Source organism: Paucibacter sp. XJ19-41 (assembly GCF_028462495.1).
GTDB lineage: Bacteria > Pseudomonadota > Gammaproteobacteria > Burkholderiales > Burkholderiaceae_C > Roseateles_E.
Genome location: NZ_JAQOWX010000058.1, coordinates 1 through 13,172, shown reverse-complemented (window position 1 = coordinate 13,172; position 13,172 = coordinate 1). Strand labels below are relative to the sequence as shown.

Genomic DNA, 13,172 nt, shown 5'->3' with positions numbered 1-13,172 from the left:
CACAAGCCCGGACCCCCGGCCGCGCCCGCACCAGCGGCCACCCAAGATTTCGGAGAACACCATGCGAACCTGTTATGCCGGCCAAGTCAGCGAGAAGCTGCTCGACCAAACCGTGACCCTGATGGGCTGGGCCCACCGCCGCCGCGACCATGGCGGCGTGATCTTCATCGACCTGCGCGATCGCGAAGGCATCGTGCAGATCGTCTGCGACCCCGATCGCGCCGAGATGTTCAAGATCGCATCCGATGTGCGCAACGAGTTCTGCCTGAAGATCGTCGGCAAGGTGCGCGCGCGCCCGGCCGGCACCGAGAATGCGGCCCTGACCAGCGGCAAGGTCGAGGTGCTGTGCCTGGAGCTGGAAGTGCTGAACCCCTCGGTGACGCCTCCGTTCCAGCTCGACGACGAGAACCTGTCGGAGACGACGCGTCTCACGCATCGTGTGCTGGATCTGCGCCGCCCCTATATGCAGAACAACATGATGCTGCGCTACCGCGTGGCCATGGAGGTGCGCAAGTTCCTCGACGAGCAGGGCTTTGTCGACATCGAGACGCCTATGCTCACCAAGAGCACGCCGGAAGGTGCGCGCGACTATCTGGTGCCCAGCCGCGTGCATGACGGCATGTTCTTCGCGCTGCCGCAGTCGCCCCAGCTGTTCAAGCAGCTGCTGATGGTGGCCGGCTTCGACCGCTATTACCAGATCACCAAGTGCTTCCGCGACGAGGACCTGCGCGCCGACCGCCAGCCCGAGTTCACCCAGATCGATATCGAGACCTCCTTCCTGACCGAAGAAGAGATCCGCGCGATGTTCGAGGGCATGATCCGCCATGTCTTCCGCAAGGCGCTGAACGTCGAGCTGGGCGACTACCCGGTGATGAAGTACTCGGAAGCGATGCACCGCTTCGGCTCGGACAAGCCCGATCTGCGCGTCAAGCTCGAGTTCACCGAGCTGACCGATGTGATGGGCGATGTCGACTTCAAGGTCTTCTCGACCCCGGCCACCACCAAGGGCGGCCGCGTCGTCGCGCTGCGCGTGCCCGGCGGCGCCGCGATGAGCCGCGGCGAGATCGACAGCTACACCGAGTTCGTCAAGATCTACGGCGCCAAGGGCCTGGCCTGGATCAAGGTCAACGAGGTGGCCAAGGGTCGCGAAGGCCTGCAGAGCCCCATCGTCAAGAACCTGCACGACCAGGCGATTGCCGACATCCTGAGCCGCACCGGCGCGCAGGACGGCGACCTGATCTTCTTCGGTGCCGACAAGGCCAAGGTCGTCAACGACGGCATCGGCGCGCTGCGCCTGAAGATCGGCCACAGCGAGTTCGGCAAGAGCACGGGCCTGTTCAACGATGTCTGGGCGCCGCTTTGGGTGGTGGACTTCCCGATGTTCGAGCAAGACGAGGAGGGCGGTCGCTGGAACGCGGTGCACCACCCCTTCACCGCGCCCAAGGACGGCCACGAGGACCTGATGACCACCAGCCCGGGCGAGTGCATCGCCAAGGCCTACGACATGGTGCTCAACGGCTGGGAACTGGGCGGTGGCTCGGTGCGCATCCACAAGGCCGAGGTGCAGAGCAAGGTGTTCAGCGCGCTGAACATCGGCCCCGAGGAAGCGCAGGAGAAGTTCGGCTTCCTGCTGGACGCGCTCCAGTACGGCGCGCCCCCGCACGGCGGCCTGGCCTTCGGTCTGGATCGCATCGTCACGATGATGACCAAGGCCGATTCGATCCGCGACGTGATCGCCTTCCCGAAGACCCAGCGCGCCCAGTGCCTGCTGACCGGCGCACCGAGCCATGTCGACGAGAAGCAGCTGCGCGAGCTGCACATCCGCCTGCGCAATGCCGCTGGCGTGACGCCGGCCTGATGAAGGCCGGGCCGGCCGTCCTTGCTGCCTGCAACAAGGACGGCCGGCACCTTAGGCGGACGCCTCGGCGAGCAGCCAGTCCCTGAACGCCGCCACCCGCCCGGAGCACTCGGCGCGGTGGATGACGTAGTAGGCCAGCGGCGACGGCACCGAGATCTCCGGGAACAGGCGGACCAGGCGTCCGCTGACGACATCATCATGGGCCATCACGCTGCGAGCCAGCGCGATCCCCTGGCCCTCGATCGCCGCCTGCAGCACCGCTGCGGAGTTGTTGATCTTCATGCCCCGCTGGGCAGCCACCCCGGACACGCCGGCCCTCGCGAGCCAGTCCTGCCAGCCGGGAAAGTCCGCATGCCCGTCTATCGACAGGTCGTGGATCAACGTCTGCCGGCTCAAGTCCTTGGGCGCTTGCAGCCGTCCTGCCGCCAGTAGCCTGGGTGAGCAGACGGGGTAGACCTCTTCCTCCATCAGCTTGCTCGCCTGCAGACCCGTCCAGTGTCCGGTGCCGTAGCGCACGCCCACATCGATTTTCTGGGCAACGAAGTCGACCGGTTTTAAGCTCGTGTCCAGGCGCACATCGGTGTCGGGCCAGGCGGCTTGGAAGCCGTCGATGCGTGGCAACAGCCATTTGGCGGCAAAAGCCGGGCTGACCGTGATGGTCAAGACGCTGTTGGCGGCGCCTTCTCTGAGTCGCTCCAGACCCGAGCTCAGGCGCTCGAAGCCGGCCCGAATGTCCGGCAAGGCCTGTTCCGCGGACTCGGTGGCGATGAGTCGCGTGCGCCCGCTGCTGGCGCGCAGAAAAAGCGCCGTGCCCAGCCAGTCTTCAAGGGCTCTGACGAGCTGACCGACCGCCGCAGGCGTGACGTGTAGTTCGGCTGCGGCAGCCGCAAAGCTCTGGTGCCGGGCGCTCGCCTCGAAGGCGCGCAGCGCGTTGAGGTGGACGGGTGACTTCATCGCGATAAATATTTTCTTTTCTGTTGAGAGACTTTATCTCGTTTGCCGCGAACTGCGGAGCCAGAAAGAATGATCGGCACAGCGACAGAAAACCTGCTTTGCGGGAGTTGTCTTGCTGGGGCGCCTTCATCGAAGGCAAATGGTTTTTCTTTCTACGGAGTATCCGCATGAGCAATCAATTCAAGGGCAAGAAGCTGCTGGTGGTGGGTGGCACGAGCGGCATCGGCTTGCAGACCGCCAAGATGGTGCTGGCCGAGGGCGGTCGCGTCGTGGTCGTGGGCCAGCGTGCCGACAAGGCCGAAGCTGCCCACAAGGCATTGGCCGAGCTGGGCTCGGCCGCGGTCATCAGCGCCGATATCGGCCGCAGCGAGGGGCTGACCGGTCTGCTACAGCGCCTCGACAACGAGCATGCTGACATCGATCTGCTGGTCAACGCGGCCGGCGTGTTCTTTCCGAAACCGTTTCTGCAGCACCTGGATGCGGACTACGAGCAGTACATGGCGCTGAACAAGGCCTTCTTCTTCATCACACAGAAGGTCGCCGCCCAGATGGTTGCTACGGATCGCCCGGGTGCGATCGTCAATATCGGCTCGATGTGGGCGCGGCAGGCCATTGCGGCAACGCCATCGTCGGCCTACTCGATGGCCAAGGCGGGCCTGCATTCGCTGACCCAGCACCTGGCCATGGAACTGGCCCCGAAGCGCATCCGGGTCAACGCGGTGTCGCCGGCCGTCGTGCAGACGCCGATCTACGAAGGCTTCATCCCCAAGGCCGAAGTGCAGGGTGCGCTGCAAGGCTTCAATGCTTTTCATCCGCTCGGGCGTATCGGAACGCCGACGGACATCGCCGAAGTTGTGACCTTTCTGCTGTCGGAGCGGGCTGGCTGGGTGACCGGCGCGGTGTGGGATGTCGACGGCGGCGTGATGGCGGGCCGCAACTGATCGTCCCGGCTATGCTGTGCGCCTCGCATCTGGAAGCAGGCATGAACAAGACCGATCTGGGATCCACACTGGGCTTGGCTGAGAGGGCGCGCTGGGAGCGCATCGTGATGCGCCATCCGGCGCTGGCCCTGCCCAAGCTGCGCGCTGCGATGCGCCAGCGCGACCCCTGCCGCGCCCGCGCCGCCTTGCTGGGCGCGGTCTTCGTGCTCGAACGCTGGGGTCGCGCGGCCGAGCTGCAGGCCGAGCTGCAGCAGGCGCTGCAGCAGGCGCAGGCGCAGCGCGCGCTGGCCGAGGCCGCCGAGCTCAGCGAGGCGCTGGGCCGGCTGCATTACCAGCGTGGTGACTACAGCCAGGCCTGCACCGCCTGGAGCCAGACCCTGGACTGGGCCAGTGATGATGCCCGCAGTGCCTGCCTGGCTCGCATCGGCCTGGCTCATCTTTGCTATGCGCTGGGCGACTGGGCGCGCGGCGGCCGGGTGCTGGACCAGGCCGAACTGCATTACGCGAAACTGCCGCGCGACCCCTATATGCGCGCCAAGATCGCGCTGAACCGCGCCGCCTCGCTGCGTGCTACGCAGGGACCGCAGGCGGCGCTGCCCGAGCTCGACGAGGCGCTGACGGCGGCCCGCCGCGCCGGCCACCGCGACTACCGCGCCGAGGCCACCTACCAGCACGCGCGCTGCGCCCGTGACAGCGGCGATTTGGCGCAGGCCCTGAGCCTGGCCCAGCAAGCGCTGAGCCTGGCGCAGGGCTGCGGCTACCGCTGGCTGCAGGCCAATGCGGCGCTGCTGCTGTCCGAGCTGCAGCGCGGCGATGTGGCGCTGGGCTGGGCCGGGCAAGCCCTGACCCTGGCTGAGGCTCTGCAGTCGCGGCCCTTGCAGGCGGCGGCTCATGGGCGGCTGGGCGAACTGATGCGCGAGCAGGGCGAACTGGGCCCGAGCTGGCACCATATGCAGCAGCGCCAGCGCCTGGAGTCCAGCCTGCACCAGGGCCAGTTGCCGGCCCAGCTGGAGGCGCTGGCCCGTTTCGATACCGACCCGCTGGGCGCCGATGCCTTGCTGCTGAGCCTGTCCAGCCAGGTCTGGACACTGGCCGGCGCGGCCGACTTCGAACGCGCCTGGGCGCGTCTGCGGCCGCAGCTGATTGAGGCGCTGGGTCTGCAGCAGCTGCAGCTGTGGTGGGAGCGTGAGGGTGACGGGCTCTATCACGGCCTGGACGGGGCGCCTGCGAGTCGGCCCTTGCAGGCCGGCCGGATGCCCGCTTACCTGGACGCGCTGACGCGGGCCGACGAAGCCCTGCAGTGCGGCAGCGCCGAGCAGCATCCCTGGCGTGCCGAGCTGGACGAGGCCCTGGCCGACGCGGCCGGCCGGGCGCGCCTGGAGCTGGGCCTGCGCCTGAACGGCCATGTCGTGGCCTTGCTGTGGCTGCAGCGCGAGGGCGGGGCTGCCTGGTCGCGCGCCGACATCAGCCGCGCCGAGCGTCTGGCCGCGCTGCTGGCACGGCTGCTGGCCTCGCTGGCGCCGGTCGGCAAGGCCCAGCCGCAGCGGCTGGCCTTGGGCGAGCTCGCGACGCTGGCTGGCCATGCCGAGCGCATCAGCGAGCTGCTGGCCGGCGAGGTGATCAACCGCCAGCAACTGCTCGATCTGGCCGGCCAGATCCGTGCCGGTGCGGCGCGGATCGAGCGCGCGCTGCGCGAGAGCTGAGGAGGCTCAGCGCGAGCGCAGCGGCAGCGGCGCGCCGCTCTTGACGCTGCGGATCGCGAAGCTGCTGTTGATGTCCTGCACCACCGGCAGGGCCTGCAGCCGGCGCACGATCAGCTCGTAGTCGCTGAGCTCGCCGACCACCACCTCGAGCAGATAGTCGTGGCTGCCCGAGACCACATGGCAGCTGATCACCTCGGCCATCGCCTGCATCGCAGCCTCGAACTGCTGGACCGCATCCTCGCGGTGGTGCATCAGCCTCACATTGACGAAGACCGTGGTCGCCAATTGCACCGTCTTGCGATCCAGCACCGCGCGGTAGCCGGCGAGCAGTCCGCCGTCTTCCAGGCGCTTGAGCCGGCGCGCGCAGGGGCTTTGCGACAGGCCCACCCGCTCGGCCAGCTCGGCAATCGTCAGCCGGCCCTCGCGCTGCAGCAGCTCCAGCAATTGGGTGTCGATACGGTCCATGGCTTGAATCAGTCAATGAATGGCGAATTATTGGCTGAACAAGCCTTCATCAGGTCAATTCATGGATGAGATGGGCTGAAACCACCAGGGAAGGCGCTCGAAAATTGAGCCTGTTCCTACCCCTGTTGCTGATGTCTTCTCCTGCGTCCCCGGGCCTGATCGGCTCCCCCTCGACCACGACCGCGCGCCCCGAACTGGTTGGCTGGGCCGCGCTGGCCCTGACCCTGCTGATCTGGGCCGGCTTCTTCATCTCGCTGCGTGCCGGCGCGCGGGCTTCGCTGCCGCCGGCCGAGCTGGCCCTGCTGCGTTTCGGGCCGGCCGGCTTGCTGCTGGCGCCGCTGCTGTGGCGCAGGCGCGCCCGTTTCGCGGTACTGCCCGCGCGGCTGTGGCTGCTGATCGTTGCCGGCGCCGGCCTGCCTTACTTTCTGATCGCCGGCTGGGGCATGCGTCACGCGCCGGTGGCCGACGGCGCCACCTTGATCCCGGGCACCTTGCCGCTGTTCACCGCCTTGCTGGTGGCGGCCCTGCATGGGCGCCAGGCCCTGGCGCGCTGGCCGGCCCTGCTGTGCATCGCGGCCGGCGTCGCGACCATGCTGGCGCTCAAATCCGGCCAGGCCGGCCTGGCCCAGGGCTATGGCCTGTTCCTGCTCGGCAGCCTGATGTGGTCGGCCTACACCCTGGCTCTGCGCGAGGCGCGGCTGGCGCCGCTGGAGGCGGCGGCGCTGATCTCGACGGTGTCGCTGGCCCTGCTGCTGCCCTGGTTGGTCTGGCAGTTGGCACAGGGGCCGCTGCTGCTGCCGACCCTGTCGCACGAACAGCTGCTGCTGCAAGTGCTGCTGCAAAGCGTCGGCGTCGGCCTGGTCTCGACGCTCAGCTATGGCTATGCCGTGGCCCGCCTGGGCGCGCAGCGCAGCGCCAGCATGGGCGCGCTGACGCCGGTGCTGGCCAGCCTGCTGGCCCTGCCGCTGTTCGGCGAGCGGCCCGAGGCGGCCAGCCTGCTGGGCATGGGGCTGATCGTCTCGGGCGTGCTGTGGAGCCAGCGCCAGCGCTGAGCGAGGGCCGCAGCCCTCACAGCCCCTCGATCTGCATCGCCGGCCGGGCCTGGACCCGGTCCAGCCATTGCTGCACATGGGCGTGGCCGGCGACCGGCGCGCCGATATAGACGCTGTAGCCGATCACCGAGCCGACCAGCAGGTCCACCATCGAATACTCGGCGCCCAGCATCCAGGGCTGGCGCGCCAGCCGCGCGTCCAGCAGGGCCAGCAACTCATTCAGCCCGGCGCGGGCCTCGTCCGCATGGGGACCGCTGCGCAGTGCTTCTTTGCCCATGGTCGCGAGCTGCAGGCGCACCAGCACCGCGCCGTAGCTGACATAGGCCCAGGCACACCAGGACAGGGCCTCCAGCCGTTCGGGCGTGCCGGCCGCCGGCCACAGCCCGCGCTCGACCCCATAGGTCTCGCCCAGCCACAGCTGGATGGCCAGGGCCTCGAACATCGGCGCGCCATCGACCGTCAGCGTCGGCACCTTGCCGTTCGGGTTCAGCGCCAGATAGTCCGGGCGATGCTGCTCGCCGGCCCGGATGTCAATCTTGACCCGCTCGTGCGGCAGACCCAGCTCGGCCAGCGCGCAGGCGACGGGGGTGGCGCTGGACATCGGGTGCCAGTACAGAACGATGGACATGGTGTGCTCTCCTTGTGAGGCGTCGGCACAGCGCCGACGACGTGTTCAATGTAGAAGGCATTGCGGACAGATTCGGCCCTCAATCAAAGCTACAGTGACCGGATGCTGAGTGCCTCCACCCGACTGCTGCAACTCCTGTCCCTGTTGCAGGCTCGCCGCCATTGGGCCGGGCCCGAGCTGGCCGAGCGCCTGGCCGTGCATCCACGCACCCTGCGGCGCGATATCGACCGGCTGCGCGAGCTGGGCTATCCGGTGGCGGCCAGCAGCGGCGTGGCCGGCGGCTATGCCTTGCGGCCGGGCCAGGCCCTGCCGCCGCTGCTGCTGGACGACGAGGAGGCGCTGGCTGTCGCGATCGCGCTGCGTACCGCCGCCTCGGGCCGGGTGGGTGGCATCGAGGAGCCGGCCTTGCAGGCCATGGTCAAGCTGGAGCAGCTGATGCCGGCGCGGCTGCGCCGGCGCGCCGATGCGCTGCGCTCGGCGGTGCAGGCCATGGACTCGGTCGGCCCCAGCGTCGATGCAGGCCTGCTGGCCGATTTGGCAGGCGCCTGCCGCGATCAGCTGGGCCTGGCCTTCGGCTATGTCGATGCGAAGGGCGAAGCCAGCCGGCGCCAGGTCGAGCCTCAGGGCGTGGTCCACACCGGCAGCCGCTGGTATCTGGTGGCCTGGGACCGCGGGCGCAGCGACTGGCGCACCTTCCGCATCGACCGTATCGCCGGCCAGGCTGCGGTCGGCGCACATTTCGCGCCGCGCACCGGTCCCGAGGGCGGTGACCTGCGCGCCTTTGTCGCGCGCTCCGTGGTGCTCTCGCCCCATGCCGAGCAGGCCCGGGTGATCCTGCATGCGCCGCTGGCCCAGATGGCCGCCTGCATCCCGGCAACCGCCGCGCGGCTGGAGGCGGTCGAGGACGATGAGCAGCGCTGCCTGCTGCAATGCGGCGCCCATGCGCTGGACTCGCTGGTCTACTGGCTGATCGTGCTGGAGGTCGAGTTCGAGGTGCTGGGGCCGCCGGCGCTGCGCGAGCGGCTGGCGCTGGCGGCCGAGCGGGTGATGCGCGGCCTGGCGCGGGGGCCGGTGTAAGGGCAGTGCATGGGGAACACGCGTCGCTGGCTGCGCTTAAGATGCGGGCGCTGTTTGCACCCGGTGGCGTCGATGGCTGGATAGCATGCTCCCCACGCTGCCTGAATGCCGTCGAGCGAGTCGCGAGCCAGGCATCGACCCTCCCGGATCGATTGCTTTCTTGGACGAACGGGTCAGCATCACGGCTTTACTCCGACCCGAACCACAAGCCAGTTCGCCGATCACTATCCATCGACACAGCCCATGCCTCCCGCAACCAAGTCTATCGCTGCAGCCCTCGGGGCAAGCAGAGCCAGATCCTGGGCGGTGCCCCAGGCTACAAGGGGCCAGCCATGAAGACCCAGCATCCCCAAGGGCTGCCCAAGAAGTGCGGCGTAGGCCGCAACCCCGCCGACGGGTTGACACCCTTGCTGAGCACCCTGCGCCAGCTCATCACCGATTCGCGCCAGCAGGTGCTTCGGACGGTGGACGTGGTGCAGGTGCAGACCTATTGGCACATCGGGCAGCACATCGTGGAGTTTGAGCAAGGCGGGGTGCAGCGGGCCGCCTATGGGCAGCGTTTGTTGTCGCAACTGGGGCAAGCCCTGTCGGCTGAGTTTGGGCGGGGTTTTGATGCCACCAATCTGCGGCACATGCGGGGGTTCTATCAAGCGTTTCCAATTCGCGACGCACTGCGTCGCGAATTGAGCTGGACGCACTACCGCCTGCTGCTGCGGGTGGACAGCGCGGAGGCCCGACAGTGGTATGTGCAAGAGGCGGCCGCCCAGAACTGGAGTACGCGGGCGCTGGAGCGGCAAATCAGCAGCCTGTATTACGACCGATTGCTGTTGAGTCAGGACAAGGCCGCCGTGACGGCTGAGGCGCAGGCAAATCTGGCTGAGCTGGAGGTTTCGCCACGCGCTTTCGTGCGCGACCCGGTGATGCTGGAATTCCTGGGGCTGCCTGACACCGCTCGCCTGCTGGAGGCCTCGCTGGAAACGGCCCTGATGGACAAGCTGCAGCAGTTCCTGATGGAGTTGGGCAAGGGCTTCGCCTTTGTGGCCCGCCAGCAACGCATCAGCACCGAGACGCAGGACTTCTACATCGACCTGGTGTTCTACAACTACCTGCTCAAGTGCTTTGTGTTGATCGACCTGAAGACCGGGCCGCTCACGCACCAGGATGTGGGGCAGATGGACATGTATGTGCGCATGTATGACGAGTTGCGCCGGGGCGAAGGGGATAACCCCACCGTGGGTATCCTGCTGTGCGGCAGCAAAGATCAGTCTGTCGCGCGCTATTCGGTGCTCAACGGCAGCGAGCAACTTTTTGCCAGCAAGTACCGCCTGATTCTGCCTAGCGAAGAAGAGCTTCGCTTGGAGCTGCAGCGAGATCGAGAAGCCATTGAAATGCAAAAAGATCTCAGCAACGCTGACGGCCGCCCATGACCGACGACGACTTTGAACTTATCCACTCACCGCTGACGCGAGCCCACAGTGCCGAGGGCCACACGCTGCACATCCAAATTTACCGTGGCGCCGGCGAACCCTGGATTCTGGAAATCGTGGACGAGCTGGGCACGTCCACCGTGTGGGACGACGGTTTCGACACCGACACCGCTGCGTTGGAAGCCGCCTTCTTGGCGATTGAGACCGAAGGCGTCCACAGCTTTGTGACCAGCGCCCAGCAGGCGGCCAAGGAAGCCGAGCCCGAGATGTTGCGTCGGCTGGCTGCAGGCCAGCGCGCGCCTGTGCCGGCCGACTTGCACGACATGATGAGGTCGCTGTCTGACGAGGAGCTGGACGAGCTGGAGCGCTTTCTGCTCGATCTGGATGCCGAGGAGTGCATGACGCTGGACAGGCTCGACGGCTTTCTGCACGCCCTGGCGATCGGGCCAGAAACTGTGATGCCCAATCAGTGGCTGCCCAAGGTTTGGGGGCAGGCAGACGGCGCCATGCTGCCACCTGTGGACAGCATGGATCAAGCCAACCAACTGCTAGGTTTGGTGATGCGCCACTTCAACAGCATCGTGTCTGGCTTTGAGCACAGCCCGCCGGTGCTGGCGCCTTTCTGGCCCACGGTTGACTACGGCGCTACGGGCGAGTTTGAAGATGCGGAAATGTGGGCCTACGGGTTCACGGAGGGTGTCAAGCTCAGCCAGGCGGCATGGCAGGCGCTGTTCGAGCACCCGGATGGCCCTCGCTGGTACCGGCCCATCGGTTTGCTGGGCGCAGACGCTTTTTCGGCCGACCAGGACGAGCTGACTCGCACGCCCGAGCAGCGCGCGGCGCTGGCTATGGAGATTGAGGAGAGCCTGATGCGCATTCACGCGTTTTGGCTGCCGTTGCGGCATGCCGTGGCCGAGCGCCGGCAGGCGCGACGCATGGGCACCAAGGTGGGCCGCAACGATCCCTGTCCCTGTGGCAGCGGCAAGAAGTTCAAGAAGTGCTGCGGCGCTCCGTCCGAACTGCACTGATCCGCCCATTGCACGAACGAGCCTGAGTCCGCTGCCCTAAGCCTTGCGGGCTGCCGGGATGCGGCGTGACCGCCTCGCATGTCTCGGCGCCGCTCCGCTATGCTTACCTCATGAGCGACAACGCAGCCTTGGCCCGGCCCTACAAGATTCCCGAATCGGTGCTGGTGGTGATCCATACGCCGGACTTGCAGGTGCTGATGCTGGAGCGGGCCGACAAGCCCGGCTTCTGGCAGTGCGTGACCGGCTCGCTGGACGCGCCCGACGAGGCGCTGGATGCGACCGCTCGGCGCGAGGTGCTGGAGGAGACCGGGATTGCCGGGGGCGAGCTGCGCGACTGGGGCCTGGTCAATGTCTATGAGATCTACCCGGTCTGGCGGCATCGCTATGCGCCCGGCGTGACCCGCAATACCGAGCATGTGTTCGGCCTGACGGTGCCGGCCGCCACCGCCGTGACGCTGGCGCCACGCGAGCATCTGCAGTACCGCTGGCTGCCCTGGCGCGAGGCGGCGGACCTGTGTTTCTCTCCGTCCAATGCCGAGGCGGTGCTGCAATTGCCGCGTTTCCTGGCGCAGGACGCCGCTCGATGATCAAGCCCGCCTTCAAGCACTCGGTCCAGCCGCCGCAGACCAGCATTCTGAGTCCTTATCTGCGGGTCGCGACCTACAACATCCACAAGGGCGTGCGCGGCCTCGGGCCGCAAAAGCGGCTGGAGATCCACAACCTGGGCCTGGGTGTCGAGGCGCTGGACGCTGATCTGGTGTTTCTGCAGGAGGTGCGCCATTTCCACCACCGCGAGGCCAAGCAGTTCGAGCGCACCTGGTTCGGCTGGCCGGAGCAGGGCCAGGCCGAGTTCCTGGCGCCAGAGGGCTACGAGGTGGCCTACCGCACCAATGCGGTGACCAAGCATGGCGAGCATGGCAACGCCCTGCTGTCGCGCTGGCCGATCGGCGAGATCGGCCACCACGATGTGTCCGACCATCGCTTCGAGCAGCGCGGCCTCCTGCATGTGCCGGTGCAATGGCATGGGCTGGAGGTGCACGCGGTGGTCGCGCATCTGGGCCTGATGCATGGCAGCCGGGTGCGCCAGGTGCAGCGTCTGGCTGAGTTCATCGCCAACCATGTGCCGCCCGAGGCCTTGCTGGTGGTGGCCGGCGATTTCAATGACTGGGGCGAGAAGCTCGATGCGCCGCTGCGCGAGAACGGGCTGGCCCGCGCGCTCTCGCCGGGCCGCAGCCGCCAAGCGACCTTCCCCGCGCGCGTGCCTTTTTTCTCGCTGGACCGTATCTACACCCGCGGCCTGCGCTGTGTCTCGACCCAGGTGCCCAAGGGGCCGGCCTGGGCCCGCATGTCTGACCATCTGCCCTTGGTGGCAGAGCTTGAACTGGCGTGAGCAACAGCGCGCCGACCCCGGACACTGCGGAGCCCGATCCGTTGATCAGCTGGCATGCGCAGGCGCTGCCGGAGTTCAGCGGCGGCAATGAGCTGCGCCTGCTGCGCGGCGGCGACGAGCTGTTCCCGGCCCAGATCGCCGCCATCGAGGCAGCCACCCACGAGGTCTGGATTGCAACCTACATCTTTCACCATGACAGCGCCGGCACCGCGCTGGCGGCGGCGCTGCGCCGGGCGGCGGCGCGCAATGTGCGAGTCAGGGTGGTCGTTGACGGTTTCGGCTCCAAGGCCAGCATGTCCTGGCTGCGCGAGCAGTTGGCGGATTCCGGCGTCGCGCTGGCGGTGTTCCGGCCGATCGACCGCTGGTGGCGCTGGTTGCAGCCGGGTCAGCTGCGGCGCCTGCATCAGAAGCTCTGCGTGGTCGACGGCGTGCAGGCCTTTGTCGGCGGCATCAACATCATCGACGACCGCATGGACCTCAACCACGGGCCCACCGATGCGCCGCGGCTGGACTATGCGGTCAGCGTCTGCGGCCCGGCGGTGCAGCCGGTGGCACAGGCGGCGCGGGCGGTCTGGACGCGCGCCTGGCTGGGCCGCGATTTTGGCGAGGAGCTGCGCGCGCTGGTGCGCAGCCCCGAGCCGATCGCGCG

Annotated in this window: 13 protein-coding genes; 10 read left to right on the top strand and 3 right to left on the bottom strand. The window is 67.6% G+C overall.

Annotated elements, in window-relative coordinates:
* The first annotated feature begins 61 nt into the window (after positions 1 to 61).
* Positions 62 to 1,858 (top strand): aspartate--tRNA ligase, encoded by a 1,797-nt coding sequence (aspS, locus tag PO768_RS15870; protein ID WP_272646824.1) that lies wholly within the window; start codon positions 62 to 64, stop codon positions 1,856 to 1,858.
* Positions 1,859 to 1,909: 51 nt separating this feature from the next.
* Here aspS and gcvA read toward each other — a convergent pair whose 3' ends face one another.
* Complete coding sequence (gcvA, locus tag PO768_RS15865) at positions 1,910 to 2,812, bottom strand: transcriptional regulator GcvA (RefSeq protein ID WP_272646823.1); 903 nt, start codon at positions 2,810 to 2,812, stop codon at positions 1,910 to 1,912.
* Between the two features lie 167 nt (positions 2,813 to 2,979).
* Between gcvA and PO768_RS15860 the strand changes: the two genes are divergently transcribed.
* A complete protein-coding gene (locus PO768_RS15860; RefSeq protein WP_272646822.1) occupies positions 2,980 to 3,753 on the top strand; it encodes an SDR family NAD(P)-dependent oxidoreductase in 774 nt (257 codons plus the stop codon).
* A gap of 41 nt (positions 3,754 to 3,794) precedes the next feature.
* A complete protein-coding gene (locus tag PO768_RS15855; protein ID WP_272646821.1) occupies positions 3,795 to 5,456 on the top strand; it encodes a tetratricopeptide repeat protein in 1,662 nt (553 codons plus the stop codon).
* A 6-nt stretch (positions 5,457 to 5,462) separates the two neighbouring features.
* On the opposite strand, the gene PO768_RS15850 is transcribed toward PO768_RS15855, so the two are convergent.
* Positions 5,463 to 5,921, bottom strand: a complete 459-nt coding sequence (locus tag PO768_RS15850; RefSeq protein WP_272646820.1) for an Lrp/AsnC family transcriptional regulator — start codon at positions 5,919 to 5,921, stop codon at positions 5,463 to 5,465.
* 131 nt (positions 5,922 to 6,052) lie between these two features.
* On the opposite strand from PO768_RS15850, the gene PO768_RS15845 reads away from it, so the two are divergent.
* Positions 6,053 to 6,973, top strand: coding sequence for a DMT family transporter (locus PO768_RS15845; RefSeq protein WP_272646819.1), 921 nt, complete (start codon positions 6,053 to 6,055; stop codon positions 6,971 to 6,973).
* Positions 6,974 to 6,989: 16 nt separating this feature from the next.
* On the opposite strand, the gene PO768_RS15840 is transcribed toward PO768_RS15845, so the two are convergent.
* Positions 6,990 to 7,601 (bottom strand): glutathione S-transferase family protein, encoded by a 612-nt coding sequence (locus PO768_RS15840; protein WP_272646818.1) that lies wholly within the window; start codon positions 7,599 to 7,601, stop codon positions 6,990 to 6,992.
* Between the two features lie 102 nt (positions 7,602 to 7,703).
* On the opposite strand from PO768_RS15840, the gene PO768_RS15835 reads away from it, so the two are divergent.
* The 6 genes from PO768_RS15835 to PO768_RS15810 form a co-directional block, all read left to right on the top strand.
* On the top strand, positions 7,704 to 8,678 hold the full coding sequence (locus PO768_RS15835; RefSeq protein ID WP_272646817.1) for a helix-turn-helix transcriptional regulator: 975 nt from the start codon (positions 7,704 to 7,706) through the stop codon (positions 8,676 to 8,678).
* A 332-nt stretch (positions 8,679 to 9,010) separates the two neighbouring features.
* On the top strand, positions 9,011 to 10,105 hold the full coding sequence (locus tag PO768_RS15830) for a PDDEXK nuclease domain-containing protein (RefSeq protein WP_272646816.1): 1,095 nt from the start codon (positions 9,011 to 9,013) through the stop codon (positions 10,103 to 10,105).
* Entirely contained in the window at positions 10,102 to 11,133 is a 1,032-nt protein-coding gene (locus PO768_RS15825; protein WP_272646815.1) for a UPF0149 family protein, read from the top strand. Before PO768_RS15830 ends, PO768_RS15825 begins: the two co-directional genes overlap by 4 nt.
* 110 nt (positions 11,134 to 11,243) lie before the next feature.
* The gene (nudB, locus tag PO768_RS15820; protein ID WP_272646814.1) at positions 11,244 to 11,720 is read left to right on the top strand and encodes a dihydroneopterin triphosphate diphosphatase; all 477 of its coding nucleotides are present in this window, start codon (positions 11,244 to 11,246) and stop codon (positions 11,718 to 11,720) included.
* Positions 11,717 to 12,523 carry an endonuclease/exonuclease/phosphatase family protein gene (locus tag PO768_RS15815; protein WP_272646813.1) on the top strand — a complete coding sequence of 269 codons (807 nt, stop codon included), beginning with the start codon at positions 11,717 to 11,719 and terminating at the stop codon, positions 12,521 to 12,523. Before nudB ends, PO768_RS15815 begins: the two co-directional genes overlap by 4 nt.
* Positions 12,524 to 12,564: 41 nt before the next feature.
* Positions 12,565 to 13,172: phospholipase D-like domain-containing protein (locus PO768_RS15810; protein WP_272646812.1), on the top strand; the 608-nt coding region annotated here is incomplete at its 3' end.